Source organism: Streptomyces sp. NPDC048278 (assembly GCF_040652195.1).
Classification (GTDB): Bacteria; Actinomycetota; Actinomycetes; order Streptomycetales; family Streptomycetaceae; genus Streptomyces.
Genome location: NZ_JBEZLP010000028.1, coordinates 10,316 through 28,874, shown reverse-complemented (window position 1 = coordinate 28,874; position 18,559 = coordinate 10,316). Strand labels below are relative to the sequence as shown.

Here is an 18,559-nt window from a genome sequence, read left to right as displayed (position 1 = left end):
CCCCGGCCGTCACCGGGGCGTCTTCGACCGCAGATAGGCGGCGAGGTCGGGGATGCGGGTGCGGTCCACGATCTCGATGCGGAGGCCGGAGGGGGCCAGATGGTAGGCGAAGACGGACGGTTCGCCGTCGATCACCGCGCAGGCCTCCAGGGCGAAGCCCGCCTCGGCCAGCCGTTTCGACGTCGTCGCCAGGTCGTCGCAGAAGTAGCCGAGGTGGTGGGTGGTGAGGTGCGCGGACGCCATCCAGGGGGTGCCGGGGATCGCCTGGACGAGTTCGATGTGCGGGGTGTCCAGGGAGTAGGCGTAGCGGAGGTTCAGCACCCGGTCGGCGCCGTCCGCCAGCCGCACCGGCAGTTCCGCGGACATGGTCTCGGTCCACCGGTACCCGGCGACCTCGGTCATCCGGGCCTTCCAGGCGTCCACGTCGTCGACCACGATCCCGGTGTGGTAGAGGTCAGCCGCTCGCAGGGGGTGTGTCGGCACCGGCGCCTCACCACTCCAGCCGGAGCGACTTGATGCCGTACATGTTGCCGTGCTGCCACAGCTCCTGGCCGGGGGCGACCCGGTAGTCGGGGATGCGCCGGTGCCATTCCTCGACCGCCACGTTGAGTTCGAGGCGGGCGAGGTGCGAGCCGAGGCAGCGGTGCGGGCCGGAGCCGAACGCGATGTGGTTGGTGGCCCTGCGGTGCAGGTCCACCTCCAACGGGTTCCCGTACCGCTCGGGGTCGCGGTTGGTGACCGCGAGCGGGAGCATCACCATCTCGCCCGCCTTCACCGGGCAGCCGCCGATCTCGACGTCCCGGGTCGCCTTGCGGGCCGGCACGACGAACGAGTAGACGCGCAGGATCTCCTCGACCCCGGTCGGGATCAGCGACGGGTCGGCGAGGATCTCGGCGCGCTGCTCCGGGTGCGTGGCGAAGTGGTACAGCGCCCAGCCGATCGAGATGGGCACGGTGTCGAAGCCGGCCTGGAACATCAGGATGCAGAAGGCGTGCATGTCCCGGTCGTCGATCGGTTCGCCGTCGATGGTCCAGGCCATGGCGTGCGAGAGCAGGTCGTCCAGGGGCGTCCTGCGGCGCTGCGCGATCTGTTCCTCGAAGTAGGCGGACACCTCCCGCATGGCGGCCAGTTGGCGGGCGCCTTCCGGGTCCTCGGCGTGCGAGAGGTGCAGCAGTTCGCGGGTCCAGGCGAGGAAGGTGGGCAGGTCCTGCTCCGGCAGGCCCATCAGACGCATGAAGATCAGGGTCGGGAAGCGGCGCGCGAACTCGTCGAGCACGTCGGCGCCGTCCCGCTCGCGGAGCGCGTCGATCAGCTCCGCCGCGGTCCGGCGGACCTCCGGTTCACGGGCGGCCACCGCGCCCGGGGAGAAGTAGCGGCCGAGGAGGCGCCGCCACACGCTGTGGGTGGGCGGGTCCAGCATCTCGGGGATCCACAGGAACTTCGGGTCCGGTTCCAGCGCCGTCACGGACCTGTTGGAGAAGGTCCGCCAGTCCTGGAGCGCCTCCTGCACCGCCGGGCCGTCGGTGACGACCCAGAAGCCGCGCGCGACGGTGCTGCGGAACCCGGCGTGGGTGCCGGCCATCTCGTCCCAGCGCTCCTGGTGGCTGAGGACCGGCCCGCCGAGCCGGTTGTCGAAGTGGTAGGCGGGCGTGCCCTCGTACGTCCCCTCGGACTCGTCGAGTGTCGTTCCCATCACGGCTCCTTTCGTCGTACGTCTCGTCGTACGTCGGTCGGGTCTCGTCGTACGTCCGTCACGTCGCCGCGCCGTCGATCTTGAGCGCGATCAGCTCGTCGTCGCCGAGACCGAGCGAGCGCAGGACCTCGTCGGTGTGTTCCGCGAACTGGGGTGCCCGGGTGAGGGCGGCCGGCGTCTCGTCGAACTGGACCGGGCTGGCGACCAGTTCGCGGTCGACGCCGTCGGCGTCCACGACGGGGGCGATGAGGCCGTTGGCCCGCAGGGCGGGATCCTGGCCCACCTCCCAGGCGTTCTGCACGGCCGACCACTGCCCCTCGCCCCGGGAGAGGATCTCCACCCACTCCGCGTACGGACGGGAGGCGATGAGACCGGCGACGATCCCGGCGGCCTCGGCCGCGTTCGCCATCAGCTTCTCGGTGCTGTCGAACCGTTCGTCGCCGCCCAGTTCCTCTCGGCCGGCGAGCTTGCAGAACTCGCCCCAGTAGCGGCCCGGCTGGAGCATCGACAGTTCGATCCAGCGGCCGTCGGCGGTGCGGTAGGCGCCGACGAGCGGGTTGGTGGCCGAGCCGTACCGGGGCTGGGTCTTCACCGGGAGCGGGCCGCCGGTCAGCAGCGCCAGGTTGACGGTGAACTGGGTCGCCCAGGCGCCGACGCCGATCAGGGACACGTCCACGACGGACGGTTCGCCGGTGGTGGCACGGGAGTAGAGGGCGGCGGCGATGCCGCCCGCGATGGTCATGCCGCCCATCGAGTCGCCGTAGGCACCGGCCGGCATCCGGGTCAGGCGGTCGGCGCCGGGCGGGGTGACACCGGCGGCACTGCCGCCGCGCGCCCAGAAGGCCGTGCTGTCGTAGCCGCCCTTGCCGGCCTCCTCCCCGCGGATGCCGAAGCCGCTGCCCCGGACGTAGATGATGTCGGGGTTGACCGCCCGGACGTCGTCGAGGTCGATGCGGAGCCTGGCCCGCGCCTCGGGCAGGAAGTTGGTGAGGAACACGTCGCTGGAGCGGATCAGTTCCTCCAGCACGGGCCGCGCCGAGGGCTTCTCCAGAGCCAGGCCGACGCTGCGCTTCCCGCGGTTGGGTCCCTCCATGATCGGGAAGAACGAGGAGCCCGCGCTGGCCGCCTCGTAGCCGAGCACCCGCACCAGCCCCCGCTGGGCGTCGCCGCGTTCGGCGTGCTCGATCTTGATCACGTCGGCACCCCAGTCGGCCAGCACGGCACCCGCCGCCGGGACGAAGGTGAACTGCGCGACTTCGAGCACCCGCACGCCCTCCATCGGCCTCTGCATCCGACCAGACCTCCCGATCCGCGCCATTGCGCATACCCAATTAGCCTCTTGCGCTTCGAGTATGGACCCGAGTCGCCGAAAAAGTATACTGTTTTGCCATGCTGGATTTCGCGATCGAACCTGACTTCCAGGCCAAGCTGGACTGGGCCGCCGCCTTCGTACGCGAGGAGGTCGAGCCGCTCGACCTCCTCTTCCCGCACGGCGGCGACCCGTACGACACGGGCAACGAGAAGGCCCGCGCGATCCTCGGGCCGCTGCAGGAACGGGTCCGGGAGCAGGGCCTGTGGGCCTGCCACCTGGGCCCCGAACTGGGCGGACCCGGCTACGGACAGGTGCGGCTCGCCCTGCTCAACGAGGTGCTCGGCCGCTCCTACTGGGCGCCCACGGTCTTCGGCACCGCCGCCCCGGACACCGGGAACGCCGAGATCCTGGCGATGTTCGGCACCGAGGAGCAGAAGGCCGCCTATCTGCGGCCACTGCTCGACGGGGAGATCGTCTCCACCTTCTCGATGACCGAGCCGCAGGCGGGCGCCGACCCCAAGGAGTTCACGTGCCGGGCCTGGCGGGACGGCGACGAGTGGGTGATCGACGGGGAGAAGTGGTTCTCCTCCAACGCCCGGTACGCGGCCTTCCTCATCGTCATGGCCGTCACCGACCCGGACGCGCCCCCGCACCGGCGCATGTCGATGCTCATCGTGCCGTCCGGGACGCCCGGCATCGAGATCAAACGCAACGTCGGCACCATGGACGAGCGGGAGAACCTCGACGAGGGCATCCACGCCTACATCCGCTACCACCGGGTCCGCGTCCCGCTCGACGCCATGCTCGGCGGCCCCGGCGAGGGCTTCGCGGTCGCCCAGGCCCGCCTCGGCGGCGGTCGCGTCCATCACGCCATGCGCACGGTGGGCAAGTGCACGCGCGCCTTCGACATGATGTGCGAGCGCGCGCTGTCCCGCCGTACCCAGGGCACCCTGCTCGCCGACAAGCAGGCGGTGCAGCAGTTCATCGCGGACTCCTGGGTGGAGCTGCAGCAGTTCCGGCTGCTCGTGCTGCACACCGCCTGGATCATCGACACCCAGCCGCACGGCGCCGCCCGCACCCAGATCGCGATGTGCAAGGTGCAGACGGCGAAGGTGCTGCACGACATCGTCCAGCGGGCGGTGCATCTGCACGGGTCACTCGGCACCACCGGTGAACTCCCGCTCGCCAAGTGGTGGATGGCCGCCCCGAACCTGGCCCTCGCCGACGGCCCGACCGAGGTGCACCGCACCACCATCGCCAAGCAGCTGCTCAGGAACTACACCGCGGCCGAGGGCCTGTTCCCGAGCGAGCACATCCCGCCGAAGCTGGAGGCGGCCCGCAAGCGGTACGCCCACATCATCGCGGACGACGGCCTCGGCGGCCGGGTGAACGCATGAGCGGCGAGCGGGACTTGACCGGCCTCGACGCCAAGTCCCTCGCCCCGGCCGACCTGTTCGACCTGTCCGGCAGGGTCGCGCTGGTCACCGGCGGCAGCCGGGGGCTGGGCCGGGAGATGGTGCGGGCCTTCGCCACCGCGGGCGCGGACGTGGTGGTGGCGAGCCGCAAGCTCGACGCGTGCGAGACGGTCGCGGCGGAGGTCCGCGACCTGGGCCGGCGCGCGCTGCCGGTCGCCGCGCACGTGGGCCGCTGGGACGACCTCGGCCGGCTCGCGGACCTCGCCTACGAGGAGTTCGGTCACGTCGACGTCCTCGTCAACAACGCCGGGATGTCCCCGCTGGCCCCCTCCTCGGCGGAGACCAGCGAGGAGCTCTTCGACAAGGTGATCGGCGTCAACTTCAAGGGCCCGTTCCGGCTCGCCTCGCTGATCGGGCAGCGGATGGCCGAGGGCGACGGCGGCTCGATCATCAACGTGTCGTCGTCCGGTGCGTTGTTCCCCCAGCCGCGGTTCGGCCCGTACGCCGGTGCGAAGGCCGCGCTCAACGCGCTGACGACCGTCTTCGCCCTGGAGTACGGCCCGAGGGTGCGGGTCAACACGATCTCGGCGGGGCCGTTCCTGACGGACATCTCGAAGTCCTGGACGGAGGAGAAGAGGCAGAGCACGCGCAGCGCGGTGGGCCGGCCGGGGCGGCCGGAGGAGATCATCAGCACGGCGCTGTACCTGGCGAGCGACGCGTCGAGCTACACGACGGGGTCGCTGATCCGGGTGGACGGCGGGTTGTACTGAACAGTGCGGGGCAGTGGGGGCTGGTCGCGCAGTTCCCCGCGCCCCTAAAGGGGCGCACCGCAGTGCCCTTTCTTCTGGGGGCGCGGGGAACTGCGCGAGCAACCCCCACCCACCCGCAGCCGACCGACTACCGAAGCAGCTCCGTCGCCTCCGCCAGCAGCACGGGCAACGCCGGCCCCATCCGCCGGTGCATGTCGGTCAGCCGCCCCGCCTTCCGCCCCCGTTTGATCAGCAGGGCCGTCGCCGCCGCCTCCTTGTACTTCGTCAGCGCCTCGAACCAGGGCATGTCGCGCAGCGGCTCCCCGCGCGCCTCCTGGTACGCGTCGATCAGCTCCGCCTTGCCCGGCATCCCGGTCGGCTCCGCCGACACGGACGCCGGGTGACGCGCCTCGTCCGTGAAGAAGGTCAGCCAGGTGATGTCGACGCGGGGGTCGCCGAGTGCCCAGATCTCCCAGTCGATGACCGCGTTGACCGCGTCGGCGTCGCACAGGGTGTTGCCGAGCCGGTAGTCGCCATGGGTGAACACCGGCATCATCGCGGCGGGCACCGTCGCCCGCAGCCGTTCCTCGACGGCCTCGCAGCCGACGCGCAGGTCCGCGGGCACGGTCGTGAACGCACGTGCCCAGCGGTCGATCTCGGCGCCCAGGGTGACAACGGGCTCCACCGCCAGGGCCGTTCGCTTGGGATCCGCGCGGTGCAGACGGGCGAGCATCCGGGCGGCGTCGAGCGCGCGGGCCCGCACCTGTCCGGCGGGTACGGTCCCACGGGGCACGAGCACCGGCTCCACGCACTGTCCGGGCACCAGCTCCATGGCCACGAACGGCTGCTGGGCCGTCGGGGCGCCCTTGTCGGAGAACAGCACCTTCGGCACGCGGACGCCGGGCACCCCGGCCAGCACCTGCATGAGCCGGGCCTGGCGCAGGACGTCCCGGTTGCGGACCGGTTCCAGGCCGGGCGGGGCCACCTTGAGGACGACGCGCTCGTGACCGGCGGGGGCACCCGCCAGCGTGGCCACGTACGTGAGACTCGACGTGCCGCCGGCGAGCGGTTCGACCGACTCCACCGTGGCCTCGGGTGCCCAGTCGCGCAGGGCGGCGGCCGTCCGCCGCGTCAGTTCCGCGGTGAGGTCCGCGCTGTCGGCGACGACACTCATGCGCCGGCCCCCGTCCGGTCCCCGGTCTCGGCGGCGAGCGCCTCGACGATGTCGCGGCGGATCAGCTTGCCGGTCGGGGTGCGGGGCAGCTCCGGCCAGCGGGTGATGCGCTCGGGTGTCTTGGAGCCGCGCAGCGTGGCGCGCACCTCGGACCGCAGGGCCTCCGGGTCGACGCTCACCCCGTCGCGCAGCACGACCACCGCCTCGATGCGCTGCCCCCACTCCTCGTCGGGCAGGCCGACGACGACCGCGTCGAGCACGTCCGGGTGACCGAGCAGGACGTCCTCGATCTCGGCGGGCGCGATGTTCTCGGCGCCGCGGATGATCGTGTCGTCGGCCCGGCCCTCGATGTGGAGGTAGCCGTCGCGGTCGAGGCGGCCCCGGTCGCGGGTGTGGAAGAAGCCCCGCTCGTCGACGGCGGAGCCCCCGCCCGCGTACTCCCCCGAGACCTGTTCGCCGCGTACCCAGATCTGCCCGGTCTCGCCGGGGGCCGCCGACGCGCCGGCCGGGTCGCGGACCTCCAGTTCGACGCCGGGCACCGGCAGTCCCGCCGAGCCGAGCCTGGCCCGGACCGCGGGATCGTCGCTCGCGGCGGCCGTGCGGTGCTCCTGCGGGCCGAGGACGGTGATGGTGGAGGACGTCTCGGTGAGCCCGTAGGCGTTCACGAAGTCCACGTGCGGCCAGGTCCGCAGGGCGGTCTCGACGACCCGGACCGGCATCCGGGCCCCGCCGTAGGCGAGCGTGCGCAGCGAGGGCACCGACCGGTCGAGGCCGTCGGTGTCCATGATGCGGGCGAGCATCGTCGGGACGACCATCGCGTTGGTGATCCGCTGCTCCCGGACCAGGCCGAGCCAGCCGTCCGGGGAGAACTGCTCCAGGGTGAGGGCGCGGCGCCCGGCGTACAGGTTCGTCAGCACGTTGGACACGGCGGCGATGTGGTACGGCGGGACGCTGACCAGCGCGGCCTCGTCGGGGCCGGCTCCGGCGAACTCCACGGTGCCGAGGACGTAGGAGACCAGGTTGTGGTGGCGCAGCAGCACGCCCTTCGGGGCGGCGGTCGTGCCGCTCGTGTAGATGAGCACGGCCGGGGTGCCGGGAGCCGGATGGCCGTCGGCCGGGCCTGCACCGGAGTCGGCGTGCCCGGCGGCCCGGGCGAGCCATTCGGCGGGGCTGTGGACCGGCAGGCCCGCGCGGTGCAGTGCCGCGCCGTGGGCCGGGTCGGCGATGCCCAGCGCGCGGGGGTGGTTGGCCAGCAGCGCGTCGAGCTGGGCGTCGCCCAGGCGGTAGTTGACCGGCACCAGGGGTACTCCGGCGCGGGCCGCCGCGAAGAGCGCGACGGGGAGGGCCGGTCCGTTCACCGCGAGGTACACGATCGCGTCGGCGCCGGCCGCGCGGATCGACTCCGCGCCGCCGGAGGCCAGTTCCCGCAGCCGTGCGGCGGTCAGGCCGTCGTCCGCGCGGCCGACGAGGACCCGGTCGCCGAAACCCTCGGCTGCCATGTCCAGGAGCATCGATATGTTCACGGGCCGGACCGCCCCTCAGTCCGAGGCCGGCAGCGGCTTGGCGGACTTCATCGGCAGCGGGACGCCGTTGACCGTCAGCGTCCCGGGTCCCGCCTTGGTGCACAGGAGTTCCACGCCGAGGTCGTCGTCGGCGTACCGCTTCCCGAGCAGTGAACCGGCCGTCGGTCCGGGGCCGGTCGTACCGGCGGCGGCTCCCGCCGCGTTCCCGTGCCCGCCGCCCTCGACCATGGCGGCTCCGCCGCAGCCGATCTCCAGTTCCTGATCCGGGCACCGCACGACGATCACCGCCGTCGTGTCGACCGTACTGGCGAGCATCTGCCCCACGCGTGGCCTCATCGCAGTGTCCTCCGCGGCTCTCGTGGCGCCGAACCCGCAGCGCCGAGTAACCAGAGAAAAGTATACTACTTTCATCGATCGCGTCGAGAACGGAGCTGCCGGATGGAACTCGAGACCGTCCTGTTCGAGGTGACCGACCACGTCGCCACCGTCACCCTCAACCGGCCCGAGGTGATGAACGGCTTCAACCAGCGGATGCTGACGGAGTTCGCCGCCCTCTGGGACACCGTCAGGAACGACGACGACGTGCGGGTCGTCGTGCTGCGCGGGGCGGGTGACCGGGCGTTCTGCACGGGGATGGACGTGAAGGAGGGGATCGACCGCCACCCCAACGTCTGGTCGCAGACGGATCCCGGCGAGTTCCTCTCGCCGAAGCAGAACCAGGTGTGGAAACCCCTGGTCTGCGCGGTGCACGGGATGGCGGCGGGGGGCGCCTTCTACTGGCTCAACGAGGCGGACATCCTGATCTGTTCGGAGGAGGCCACGTTCTTCGACCCGCATGTCAGCTACGGCCTCACGGCGGCCCTCGAACCCATCGGGCTGGCCCGGCGCGTCCCCCTCGGCGAGGCGCTGCGCATCGCCCTGCTCGGCCTGGACGAGCGCGTGTCGGCGGCCCGCGCGCTGCAGATCGGCCTGGTCAGTGAGGTGGTGCCGCGCGAGGAACTGTGGGACCGCGCCGACGGCATCGCCCGTCTCATCGCGGCGAAACCGCCGGCCGCGATCCAGGGCACGGTCCGCGCGATCTGGGAGTCCCTCGACTCGACCCGCACCCAGGCGCTGCGCACCGGACTGTCGTACACCCAGCTCGGGAACCCCGTCGGGAAGGCCGGGATCGACCGGGCGGCGGTGCCCAGGGGGAGGTGGACTCTGCGCTGACGGCTTCCCGCCGACACCTAAATAAGTGTACTTTTTTGATCGATGCCAGATGCCACGTCGAGGTGCTCAACGGGAGGCTGTCATGCGGTTCGGTATGCCCTGGCCCGGCCGGGACGTCGGGCGGGAGGCCGAGCAGGCCGGCGCCGAGGCCTTCTGCGCGGGCGAGTTCGCCGACCACGACTCCTACCTCACGGTGGCCGACATCGTGGCGCACACGGAGCGGGCGATGGCGGGCCCCGCCATCGCCTACGCCTTCGCCCGCACCCCCTACGCCCACGCCACCGCCCTGCGCCAGCTGCACGCCCTGGCGCCGGGCCGGCTGTTCCTCGGGCTGGGCAGCGCGGCCTTCCGGATCAACCGGGACTGGCTGGGGGTGCCGGCGGAGCGGCCGGTGGCCCGGATCGCCGAGACGGTGGGTGCCGTACGGGCCTGGCTGCACGCGGAGAACGGCGAACGGGTCCGCTACGCAGGCGAGTTCTACGACCTCGACGCCGACGTCCGGGCCCCCGTGCTCGGCCGGCTGGACATCCCCGTCCTGCTCGCCGCGTTCAACGCCCGTATGGCGGTCACCGCGGGCCGGGCCGCCGACGGCGTGATCGGGCACGGGCTGTTCACCGCTTCCTGGTGGAACGACGTCGTCCGGCCCGCGGTGGCCCGGGGGGCGGGCGACCGCGGCCCGGCGGAGCCGCGCCCGCTCGAACACGGCTGGATCATCACGGCGGTCGACGACCAGGCGCCCGAACGCGCGATCGCCGACGCCCGCCGCATGATCGCCTTCTACCTCACGGTCCGGACGTACGACCCCTTCGTCGCCCACCACGGCTGGGAGGAACCGGTCGCCCGGCTGCGGCACGCCTTCCGGGCCGGTGACACCGACGCCATGGCCCGGGCGGTCACCGACGAGATGGTCACCGCGATCGCGGTCTGCGGTACGACCGCCGACGCGAAGGACGCCCTGGCCCGCCGCGCCGGCTCGCTCCCCCGCGACGTCGGCTACTTCGCCCCGCCGAGCTTCATGGTGAGCCGCGGCCGGCGCGCCGCGTACGCACGGGCCGCCCTGGCACTGATCGGGGCCCTGCCGGATTCGGTCTGAGCAGGGAGGACGGGACGGCCGGACGGTCGCGGCCCGCCGGGTCCGGCCCGCATGCCGGTCGGCGGCACGACCGCCCCGAGGCGGCGTGCGCTCCGGGGCGGACGCGGAGCCGGTCCGGCGGGTCGTCCGGTCCGAGCCGTCAGGCGCCCTCGGGCACCGGCGCCAGCTTGCGGCTGGTGTCGAAGCCGACGACCTTCGCGAGGGTGCCGCCGAGGATCGCGGCGCGGTCCTCGGCACCCACGCCCTCGAAGTTCTCGGCTATGCACTCCTCGCTGCTGCGGAAGGTGCCCTCCGCGTGCGGGTAGTCGTTGCCCCACATCACCGTGGACAGGCCGGTGATGTGGCGGGCCTTGACGGCCGTCGGGTCGTCGGCGAACTGGACGTGGATCTGGCGCCGGACGTACTCGGTGGGCTTGAGCGGGTAGGGCCACTTGTCGTTGACGGCGAACAGGCGGCCCATCGAGGGCTGCTCCTTCGGCCCGCGGCTGTCGTCCCAGAAGCCGAGCCACCAGTCGGGGTCCTGACCGGTGCCGGTCTTCCACGCCTTGTCCATGTAGCCCATGAAGGAGACCAGCCAGCCGGCCGTGTACTCGATCAGGTTGAAGTGCAGGTCGGGGAAGCGCTCGCAGACCCCGCCGCCCACCAGGCTGGCGATGATGCCCTGCGGACCCGCCACGGCCGAGCCGACCGCGCTGCCCATGGTGCGGCCGGCCACCATGTCGTCGGTCAGGTTGCCCTTGCCCATGTTCATGGCCGTCATCAGGCCGCGGACGGTGAGCGCGGTCTCGGACACCTGCTCCTTGACCTTCACCCCGCCGGTGGCGACGTGGATGAAGACCGGCAGCCCGTGCGCCTGCGCCGCCGCCCAGACCGGGTCGAACTCGCGCGAGTAGTACGGCAGCGGCGGGATCTCCGGGAGGAGGAGCGCGCCGATCCCCAGCCGCGCCACCCGCTCGATCTCCGCGACCGCCTCGGGGACGTTCGTCAGCGGGATCGCGGCGGTCGGCCGCAGCCGGTCCTTGTACGGCAGGTACCGCTCGACCAGGTAGTCGTTCCACACCCGGGCGTGGGCCATGGAGAGTTCGTGGTCGTCCGTGAAAAGGACGAACAGCGAGAGGTTCGGGAACATCACCGAGGCGTCGACGCCGTCGAAGTTCATGTCCCGGATGATGTGCTCCGGGTCGCCGTCGGGGGTCTCCCCGCCGGTCTGCCGGTACTTGGAGATGGTCCAGCCGTCGAAGCCGATGGTGTGCAGCTTCTTGAACTCGGTGTGTCCGCCGTCGACGATCGGCTCGTCGAGGGTGAACTCCTCTTCCCACAGGGCGCGGTCGCGCAGCTGCTTGGGCAGCCGGGTCTTGAAGAGATCGACCGGCTCGATGATGTGCGAGTCGCCGGAGACGACAAATTCCTTGAACACAGGCGGTACCTCTTTCGAACCTCGTCGTTCGTCGCAGAAATCCAACCCGCTGGTGCTGCCGAAGTTAGCTGTACCGATCGGTCCAGTCAATGATTCAGCATACGGATTGAGCAGGTGATTTCCGCTCGGAATCCTGACGCCTTGCTGACAAAGGGAGCGCGGCGACCCCCTTCCCGTGATGCGGGAATTAAGTACACTCAACTGCGCAGGTCTGGGTATCACCGCAGGCGACCAGGAGACCGACATGACGACCGCGTACGCGTTCTCCACGCAGCTCTACATCGACGGACGGCGCACCGACGGACGGTCGGACACGCCGACGACCGTCCGCAATCCCGCGACGGAGGAGACGATCGCCGAGGTCCCCGGCTCCTCGCCGGACGACGTCGACGAGGCCGTGCGGGCGGCCCGGCGCGCCTTCGACGAGGGACCGTGGCCGCGGATGCGGCCGGCGGAACGCGCCCGTGTCCTGCTGCGGATGGCGGACGCGATGGAGCGCCGGCTGCCCGAGCTGGTCGCCGTCAACATGGCGGAGGCGGGTTCGGTCCGGGCCCTGGCCGAGACCCTCCAGACCAGTGTCCCGGTGGCGCATCTGCGCGACATGGCCGAGCGGGTGATGCCCCGGTTCGCCTGGGAGCGCCCGACGGACCCCACGATCACGCCGGGCGCCGGCATCTCCCAGGGGGTGCTGCGCCGCGAGGCGTTCGGGGTGTGCGCGCTGGTCTCCGCCTACAACTTCCCGTTCTTCCTCAGCATGATGAAGGTGATCCCGGCCCTCGCGGCCGGCTGCACCGCCGTGCTGAAACCGGCGCCCGCCACACCCCTGGAGTCCCTGCTGATCGGCGACTTCGCGGACGCGGCCGGGCTGCCGCCGGGCGTGCTGAACATCGTGACCGGTGACGTGGCGGAGGGCCGGGCGCTGACCACCCACCCCATGGTGGACCTGGTGAGCTTCACGGGGTCCGACACGGTCGGCCGCACGGTCTACGCCCAGGCCGCGGCCTCGCTGAAGAAGGTCGTCCTCGAACTCGGCGGCAAGTCGGCCAACATCGTCCGCGCCGACGGCGATCTCGACGGGGCGGTCCGTGCCGCGCTCACGGGCATCACCGCCCATGCCGGACAGGGCTGTTCGCTGCTGACCCGCACGCTGGTCCACGAGTCCGTCCACGACGAACTGGTGGCCCGGCTGACCGCGGCCCTCGGGCAGGTGAAGGTCGGTGATCCGGCCGACCCGGCCACCACCATGGGCCCGCTGATCAGCGAGGCCCAGCGGGGCAAGGTCGAGAAGCTGATCCGCGTCGGCGAGGAGGAGGGAGCCCGTCTGGTCTGCGGCGGCGGCCGGCCCCCCGGTCTCCACCGCGGCTACTTCGTCGAGCCCACGCTCTTCGCCGACGTCGACAACTCCATGACCATCGCACGCACCGAGTTCTTCGGTCCGGTCGGCGTCGTCATCCCCTTCGCCGACGACGAGGAGGCGGTGCGGATCGCCAACGACAGTCCCTACGGTCTGGCCGGCGCCGTGTGGAGCGCCGACACCGTGGCCGCGTACGAGATGGCGTCCCGTGTCCGGACCGGCGCGGTCGCCATCAACGCGAGCAGCGCCGGAGTGATCCCCCGGGCCGCGTTCGGCGGGTACAAGCAGAGCGGACTCGGCCGCGAATGGGGCGAGTTCGGCCTCGACGAGTACCTGCAGACCAAGACGGTCAGCTGGACGGCACGCTGAGAGCGGTCGGCCGGGCGGCAGACCGGGTCACGGGCCGCCCGACGCCGCCTACCCGACGCCGCCTACCCGACGTTGACCTTCACACCGGGAATCTGCTCGCCGCAGGCCGGTGACGCCGCCGGATCCGGTACGAACTTCGCGCCCCTGAGCACGGAGACGAAGGTGCAGTCGCCCGGGCCGCCGACCGAGTAGGTGCCCTTGTGCGCGAAGTCGGCGGGCTCCGGGAACAGTCCGCCGGCGGTCCAGCTCCGGTCGGTGCGCAGTGCGGCCATCAGCTGCTTGCGGTTCGCGGTGCAGCCGGCCTTCTCCAGTCCGTGCAGCAGCAGGTCCGCGCTGATCCAGCCGACCGCCTGGGAGAAGGACGGAATGCCGGAGGCCGACTTGGCGTACTCCTTGAGCGCCGCCGACCAGGCGGTGGTCGCCTTCGTGTCCGTCTCCACCGGCGCGTAGGAGGTCATGAAGCCCACGCCCTGCGCCACCTTCAGCGTGGGCGGCGACTTCAGCAGGTCCGCCCCGTACCCGGTGGCCAGCAGGATCGACTTCATCTTCACCCCGGCCCGGCGCAGGCCGGTGGCGAGCGCGAACCCGGTCTCGGGGATCACCGGGGCGTAGAGCGCGTCGGCGCCGGACTTCTTGATGCCGAGGACGATCGGCCCGACGTCGGCGCTGCCGAACGGGACCCGCTCGTTGACGTAACCGCGGCCCAGTCCGGCGTGTTCGGCCGAGAGCGCCGCCCCCTCGGCGGCCTTGGCGGAGCTCGGCGTGTTGTAGGCGACCACGGCGACCTTGGTCCCGCCGAGCTTCTTCCAGTAGGCGCCGAGGGTGGTCGCGGCACGGTCGTAGTCGGTGCCGGACATCGCGGGGAAGAGGTTGCCGTACTTCGGGTCGAACCACTGCTCGCCGCCGTCGAAGGCGCCGCCGAGGAAGGGGGTGGAGCCGGCCTGGGTGCCGGCGTACTGTCCGGCGCCGTAGAAGTAGGTGCTCACCGGCAGTACGGCGTACACGTTCTCCTGCTGCACCAGGCGCTGGGCCCCGGTGAGCGCTCCCTGCGGGGTGGACTGGTCGTCGGCCATGACCACGTCGAAGCCGCGCGCGGCGCACGTGCCGCCGGCCGCCTTGTAGGCCGCGAAGCGGGCCTTCACCCCGCTCTCCGTGTCGGCGTAGTGCGCGGCGGCCGTGCCGCTCAGCGAGGTCAGTACGCCGACCTTCACCGGCCCGCTGGTGCTGTCCGCGTCGCCCGGGGCGCCGCCGCCGCAGGCCGTGAGCAGCAGTAGCGCGGCGCTGGTCCAGGTTGCGATGGCACCGGTTCTCCTCATGTGCTCTCCTCCGTCCCCGGCCCGTCGAACGACGGTTCCGACAGGTGGTACGCGAGGCACAGTGGAGCATATTAAGTATCCTTTGTCACCGGCTTGTGCGGCGATATGCCCCCGTAGGGTTGACGCGAACTCCTTATGAGAGCACTTTAATCGGGTCCCGTTGCTCATCCGAGCACGAACTCCAGGAGGCCGTCGTTGCTCTCCTACGTTGTCGCCGGCCTCGCCCTGGGGGCCGTCTACGCCATCGCCGCGGCCTCACTGGTCGTCACCCATGTCTCGTCGGGCGTGTTCAACTTCGCCTTCGGGGCCATGGCGTTCGCCGTGGCGCGCTTCTACTACTTCCTGTACGTCGGGCAGGGCTGGCCGCTGCCGCTCGCCGCCGCCGTCGCGATCGGCGTGTTCGGCCCCCTGCTGGGAGTGCTCCTGTACCTGGTCCTCTTCCGTCACCTGCGGCTGCGCTCGCCGCTGGTGAAGATCGTCGCCACGATCGGTCTGTCGGTGGCGCTGCCGCCGCTGGTCGACCTCGTGCTCGGGCGGCTGGTGAATGCCACCGCGCCGGGTCTGGCGCCCCAACCCGTCGCGGTCTACCGGCCGTTCGGCGCGGTGGTCGACATGAACCAGCTGATCACCTACGCGGGTCTCGCCGTGGTCCTGATCGCCGGTACCGTGCTGCTGCGCTGCACCGACCTCGGTCTGAAGGTCCGCGCCCTGGTCGACTCCGAGGCGCTCACCGCCCTGTCGGGGGTCAGTCCGACGCGGGTGCCGCTCGGGGTGTGGGCGGTCAGTTCGCTGCTGGCGGGGCTGGCCGGGGTCCTCGTCGCGCCGACCGCCGGACTGTCGGTGGACGGGATGACGTTCCTGATGGCGGCTGCCTTCGCGGCCGTGGTGGCGGCCCGGCTGCGCAGTCTGCCGACGGCGGTCGCGGTCGCCCTGGCCATGGGCGTGGTCACCAGCGTGATCCAGCGCTACCTCGATCCGCAGAGCGCGCTGTCGGCGCAGATCGTGCCGAGCGTCCCCTTCCTCTTCATGCTTGTCTTCCTGCTCGCCCACGCGGTGCGCGGCCGGGCGGGCGACGCGCCCGCGGGCGGTGTGCTGGACCGCGCCGTCCGCGCCGAGGGGACGGGCGCGCCCGCGGTCACGACACCCTCGGGATTCCTGGCCCCGCTGGCGACGCTCGCCGTCGTCGGGTGTCTGCCGCTGGTCCTCGACGGCTTCTGGACCGGGCTGACGGCCACCGGCATCGCGCTGGCCACGGCGCTGCTGTCCGGCACGCTCGTCACCGGTCAGGGCGGCATGATCTGGCTGTGCCAGATCACCTTCGCGGGGTTCGGCGCCCTGTTCGCCGCCGACCTGACCACGAACTCCGGGTGGCCGCCTGCGGCGGCGGTGCTGGTGAGCGCGGTGTGCGTGGTCCCGGTGGGTGTGGTGCTGGGCCTGCTGACGATCCGGCTGGGCAACCTGTACGTCGCGCTGGTGACCCTGACCTTCGGGCTGCTCGCCCAGAACCTGGTCTTCCTGCGCGACCGCTTCTACCGGTCCGGCCAGGGCATCTTCATGCCCCGCCCCGCCTGGGCACTGGACAACCGGACCTTCGCGCTGGTCGCCCTGGCGGTGTTCGCCGTACTGGGCCTGTTCGTCGTCAACCTGCGGCGCTCGACCGCGGGGCTCGCCGTGACGGCGGTCCGCTGGAGCGAGGCCGGCTCCCGCACGCTCGGACTCGGCGTGGTGCCGGTCAAGGTGCTCGTCTCCGCGGTGGCCACTTTCGTCGCGGCGATCGGCGGCGGTCTCCTGGCGCTCGCCTACCAGTCGGCGCTGCCCGACTCGTTCAACCCGTTCACCGGCCTGGTCTGGCTGGCCGTCCTGGTCACCGTGGGGGCGCGGCCCGTCGTGGGGGCGCTCGTCGCCGGCGTGGCGTTCGCCGTGCTGCCCAGCGTGTTCCAGACGTATCTGCCGACGCGCTGGGCCGAGGTCCCGGTCATCCTGTTCGGGTTCGGCGCGGTCATGCTCGCCCGCAACCCCGAGGGGATCATCGCGATGCACGCCCGGCAGCTGCGCGAGCTGGGCCGGTGGCGGCAGGCACGGCGAGCCCGCACCGGGGAGCCTTCGGCGCCCGAGGCGGAACCCGAGGGAGAACTCGTATGAGCCAGGCACCGGGTACGGCACCACCGCGCATCGAGGCGCGCGGGGTCACCGTCCGTTTCGGCGGGCTCCTCGCCCTGAGCAAGGTCGACCTGGCGGTGCCGCCCGCCTCGGTGGTCGGTCTGGTGGGCCCCAACGGCGCGGGCAAGAGCACGCTGTTCGCCGTGCTGTCCGGGCTGCTCGCGCCGAGCGAGGGCGCGGTCCTGATGGACGGCCGGGACGTCACCCGGGTCAGTGCGCAGGCGCGGGCCCGGCGGGGGCTGGCGCGTACCTTCCAGCATCCGGAGCTGTTCCCGGGGCTGACCGTCCGGGAACACGTGGTGCTGGCGTACCGGCTGCGGCACACCCGGCACCGGATCTGGACCGACCTGGTCACCGGGGGCGGCTTCCGGCGGGCCCCGGCCGACGAGGACCGCAGGACCGATGTGCTGCTCTCGGCGCTGGGACTGACCGGGCTGGCGCACCGGCCGGTCGGCGGGCTGCCGCTGGGCACCGGCCGGCTGCTGGAGATCGCCCGGGCGCTCGCCGTCGACCCCGGCGTGCTGCTCCTCGACGAGCCGTCGTCCGGGCTCGACGCGCGCGAGACCGACGAGCTGGCGGCGACGCTCACCCGGGTCGTGGCCGACCACGGGGTGTCGCTGCTGCTGGTCGAGCACGACGTCGAGCTCGTGCTCGGGATGAGCGACGTGGTCCACGTCCTCGACTTCGGCGTCGAGATCTCCGCGGGCTCCCCGGCCGAGGTGCGCCGGGACCCCGCGGTGCGCGCCGCGTACCTGGGCGCGGGCAAGGGTGAGGGTACGGGTAAGGGCGCGGGTGCAGGTCAGGGTGAGGGCGCGGGCCAGGGCGCCGGCCAAGGTGAGGAAAGGACTTCCGCATGAATGTCACCGGCTCCCCACTGCTCGCCGTCCGGGACCTGACCGTCCGTTACGGGGCCTCCCAGGCGCTGCGGGACGTGTCGTTCCAGGTGCGGCCGAACACCGCGCTCGCGGTGCTGGGGCCGAACGGGTCCGGCAAGAGCACGCTGGCCAGGGCCCTGTCGGGGCTCGTCCCGGCCGCCGCGGGAAGCTTCGCGCTCGACGGCAGGGACCTCACCGGGCAGCCGCCCGACGCGATCCGCCGCGCCGGACTCGTCCATCTCCCCGAGGGACGCGGGGTGTTCCCCGCCCTGACGGTGCTGGAGAACCTCCGGATGGCCACCGTCCGCGACCGGCGCGGCAGGCCGGCGGCCCTGGAACGGGCCTTCGAGATCTTTCCGGTGCTGCGGGAGCGGCGGCGGCAGGCGGCGGGCACGCTGTCGGGCGGCGAGCAGCAGATGCTGTCCCTGGCCCGGGCCCTGACGGCCGACCCGCGGCTGGTGATCGCCGACGAGCTGTCGCTGGGGCTCGCGCCGAAGATGGTCGACGTGGTCTTCGAGAGCCTGCGGCGGGCCAGGGCCGCCGGGGTGGCCGTCGTCATGATCGAGCAGTTCGCGAGCCGGGCGCTGGACTTCGCCGACCGGTGCGTCGTCCTGCGGCGGGGGCGGGTCGCGTGGGCGGGCGACGCGGGGCTGGCGGGGCCGGAGCTGTTGCGGCGGTACCTGGGAGAGGCCACGGCGGCCTGAACGTGCCGCCGGCTGCGCCGATGCGGCTGCGCGGCCGGTCGTCCGCGGGCATCGTCGTGGCCGGTCGCGCGGTTCCTCCCCCAGCCTTCGGCCGGGGGTACCCCCAGCGCCCCCTCGGGGCGCTGCCGAACCGGCGTGCCGCCTCGGCGACGTCGCTCCGAGCACCGGGGGCGGGACACCCGGACCACCTCGG

16 protein-coding genes are annotated in these 18,559 nt (G+C 72.2%); 8 read left to right on the top strand and 8 right to left on the bottom strand.

All coding sequences use genetic code 11. From position 1 onward, the window contains the following. Positions 1-9: 9 nt before the first annotated feature. The 3 genes from AB0D74_RS36155 to AB0D74_RS36145 are packed head-to-tail and all read right to left on the bottom strand — an operon-like array spanning position 10 to position 2,984. A complete protein-coding gene (locus AB0D74_RS36155) occupies positions 10-483 on the bottom strand; it encodes a VOC family protein (protein WP_362596357.1) in 474 nt (157 codons plus the stop codon). Positions 484-490: 7 nt separating this feature from the next. After that, a complete protein-coding gene (locus AB0D74_RS36150; RefSeq protein ID WP_362596355.1) occupies positions 491-1,693 on the bottom strand; it encodes a cytochrome P450 in 1,203 nt (400 codons plus the stop codon). 58 nt (positions 1,694-1,751) lie between these two features. Continuing rightward, positions 1,752-2,984: a CoA transferase gene (locus AB0D74_RS36145; protein WP_362596353.1), complete on the bottom strand. Its 1,233-nt coding sequence runs from the start codon at positions 2,982-2,984 to the stop codon at positions 1,752-1,754. A gap of 98 nt (positions 2,985-3,082) precedes the next feature. Here AB0D74_RS36145 and AB0D74_RS36140 point away from each other — a divergent pair, with 98 nt between their 5' ends. Together AB0D74_RS36140 and AB0D74_RS36135 are read left to right on the top strand one after the other, a co-directional pair. Beyond that, positions 3,083-4,402: an acyl-CoA dehydrogenase family protein gene (locus AB0D74_RS36140; RefSeq protein WP_362596351.1), complete on the top strand. Its 1,320-nt coding sequence runs from the start codon at positions 3,083-3,085 to the stop codon at positions 4,400-4,402. After that, on the top strand, positions 4,399-5,190 hold the full coding sequence (locus tag AB0D74_RS36135; RefSeq protein WP_362596349.1) for an SDR family oxidoreductase: 792 nt from the start codon (positions 4,399-4,401) through the stop codon (positions 5,188-5,190). Before AB0D74_RS36140 ends, AB0D74_RS36135 begins: the two co-directional genes overlap by 4 nt. Before the next feature lie 127 nt (positions 5,191-5,317). Here the strand turns inward: AB0D74_RS36135 and AB0D74_RS36130 are convergent, their stop codons facing one another. Genes AB0D74_RS36130 through AB0D74_RS36120 form a run of 3 tightly spaced genes read right to left on the bottom strand, consistent with a single transcriptional unit; the run spans position 5,318 to position 8,202 of the window. Then, on the bottom strand, positions 5,318-6,343 hold the full coding sequence (locus AB0D74_RS36130) for a phosphotransferase family protein (protein WP_362596347.1): 1,026 nt from the start codon (positions 6,341-6,343) through the stop codon (positions 5,318-5,320). Further along, positions 6,340-7,866, bottom strand: coding sequence for a long-chain fatty acid--CoA ligase (locus AB0D74_RS36125; protein WP_362596345.1), 1,527 nt, complete (start codon positions 7,864-7,866; stop codon positions 6,340-6,342). Before AB0D74_RS36125 ends, AB0D74_RS36130 begins: the two co-directional genes overlap by 4 nt. A 15-nt stretch (positions 7,867-7,881) precedes the next feature. Continuing rightward, the gene (locus AB0D74_RS36120) at positions 7,882-8,202 is read right to left on the bottom strand and encodes a hypothetical protein (RefSeq protein ID WP_362596343.1); all 321 of its coding nucleotides are present in this window, start codon (positions 8,200-8,202) and stop codon (positions 7,882-7,884) included. 102 nt (positions 8,203-8,304) lie between these two features. Between AB0D74_RS36120 and AB0D74_RS36115 the strand changes: the two genes are divergently transcribed. Further along, positions 8,305-9,078, top strand: a complete 774-nt coding sequence (locus tag AB0D74_RS36115; RefSeq protein WP_362596341.1) for an enoyl-CoA hydratase/isomerase family protein — start codon at positions 8,305-8,307, stop codon at positions 9,076-9,078. Positions 9,079-9,160: 82 nt separating this feature from the next. Beyond that, positions 9,161-10,171 (top strand): LLM class flavin-dependent oxidoreductase, encoded by a 1,011-nt coding sequence (locus tag AB0D74_RS36110; protein WP_362596339.1) that lies wholly within the window; start codon positions 9,161-9,163, stop codon positions 10,169-10,171. Positions 10,172-10,310: 139 nt separating this feature from the next. Here AB0D74_RS36110 and AB0D74_RS36105 read toward each other — a convergent pair whose 3' ends face one another. Continuing rightward, a complete protein-coding gene (locus AB0D74_RS36105) occupies positions 10,311-11,588 on the bottom strand; it encodes an amidohydrolase family protein (RefSeq protein ID WP_362596337.1) in 1,278 nt (425 codons plus the stop codon). A 244-nt stretch (positions 11,589-11,832) separates the two neighbouring features. On the opposite strand from AB0D74_RS36105, the gene AB0D74_RS36100 reads away from it, so the two are divergent. After that, the gene (locus AB0D74_RS36100) at positions 11,833-13,311 is read left to right on the top strand and encodes an aldehyde dehydrogenase family protein (protein ID WP_362596335.1); all 1,479 of its coding nucleotides are present in this window, start codon (positions 11,833-11,835) and stop codon (positions 13,309-13,311) included. Between the two features lie 62 nt (positions 13,312-13,373). Here the strand turns inward: AB0D74_RS36100 and AB0D74_RS36095 are convergent, their stop codons facing one another. After that, positions 13,374-14,627 carry an ABC transporter substrate-binding protein gene (locus tag AB0D74_RS36095; RefSeq protein WP_362596333.1) on the bottom strand — a complete coding sequence of 418 codons (1,254 nt, stop codon included), beginning with the start codon at positions 14,625-14,627 and terminating at the stop codon, positions 13,374-13,376. A 195-nt stretch (positions 14,628-14,822) separates the two neighbouring features. Here AB0D74_RS36095 and AB0D74_RS36090 point away from each other — a divergent pair, with 195 nt between their 5' ends. From AB0D74_RS36090 to AB0D74_RS36080, 3 genes are read left to right on the top strand one after another with little or no spacing between them, the layout of a single operon-like run. Continuing rightward, positions 14,823-16,769, top strand: coding sequence for an ABC transporter permease (locus AB0D74_RS36090; protein ID WP_362596331.1), 1,947 nt, complete (start codon positions 14,823-14,825; stop codon positions 16,767-16,769). Further along, complete coding sequence (locus AB0D74_RS36085) at positions 16,766-17,644, top strand: ABC transporter ATP-binding protein (RefSeq protein WP_362596329.1); 879 nt, start codon at positions 16,766-16,768, stop codon at positions 17,642-17,644. Before AB0D74_RS36090 ends, AB0D74_RS36085 begins: the two co-directional genes overlap by 4 nt. After that, entirely contained in the window at positions 17,641-18,366 is a 726-nt protein-coding gene (locus tag AB0D74_RS36080) for an ABC transporter ATP-binding protein (RefSeq protein ID WP_362596327.1), read from the top strand. The genes AB0D74_RS36085 and AB0D74_RS36080 overlap by 4 nt, the downstream gene beginning before the upstream one ends. Positions 18,367-18,559: the final 193 nt, after the last annotated feature.

What these genes read in the sequence shown, in the direction of transcription:
- AB0D74_RS36150 (WP_362596355.1), bottom strand. Translation starts at nt 1,693, where the DNA reads ATGGGAACGACACTCGACGAGTCCGAGGGGACGTACGAGGGCACGCCC.
- AB0D74_RS36145 (WP_362596353.1), bottom strand. Translation starts at nt 2,984, where the DNA reads ATGCAGAGGCCGATGGAGGGCGTGCGGGTGCTCGAAGTCGCGCAGTTC.
- AB0D74_RS36140 (WP_362596351.1), top strand. Translation starts at nt 3,083, where the DNA reads ATGCTGGATTTCGCGATCGAACCTGACTTCCAGGCCAAGCTGGACTGG.
- AB0D74_RS36135 (WP_362596349.1), top strand. Translation starts at nt 4,399, where the DNA reads ATGAGCGGCGAGCGGGACTTGACCGGCCTCGACGCCAAGTCCCTCGCC.
- AB0D74_RS36130 (WP_362596347.1), bottom strand. Translation starts at nt 6,343, where the DNA reads ATGAGTGTCGTCGCCGACAGCGCGGACCTCACCGCGGAACTGACGCGG.
- AB0D74_RS36120 (WP_362596343.1), bottom strand. Translation starts at nt 8,202, where the DNA reads ATGAGGCCACGCGTGGGGCAGATGCTCGCCAGTACGGTCGACACGACG.
- AB0D74_RS36115 (WP_362596341.1), top strand. Translation starts at nt 8,305, where the DNA reads ATGGAACTCGAGACCGTCCTGTTCGAGGTGACCGACCACGTCGCCACC.
- AB0D74_RS36110 (WP_362596339.1), top strand. Translation starts at nt 9,161, where the DNA reads ATGCGGTTCGGTATGCCCTGGCCCGGCCGGGACGTCGGGCGGGAGGCC.
- AB0D74_RS36100 (WP_362596335.1), top strand. Translation starts at nt 11,833, where the DNA reads ATGACGACCGCGTACGCGTTCTCCACGCAGCTCTACATCGACGGACGG.
- AB0D74_RS36095 (WP_362596333.1), bottom strand. Translation starts at nt 14,627, where the DNA reads ATGAGGAGAACCGGTGCCATCGCAACCTGGACCAGCGCCGCGCTACTG.
- AB0D74_RS36085 (WP_362596329.1), top strand. Translation starts at nt 16,766, where the DNA reads ATGAGCCAGGCACCGGGTACGGCACCACCGCGCATCGAGGCGCGCGGG.
- AB0D74_RS36080 (WP_362596327.1), top strand. Translation starts at nt 17,641, where the DNA reads ATGAATGTCACCGGCTCCCCACTGCTCGCCGTCCGGGACCTGACCGTC.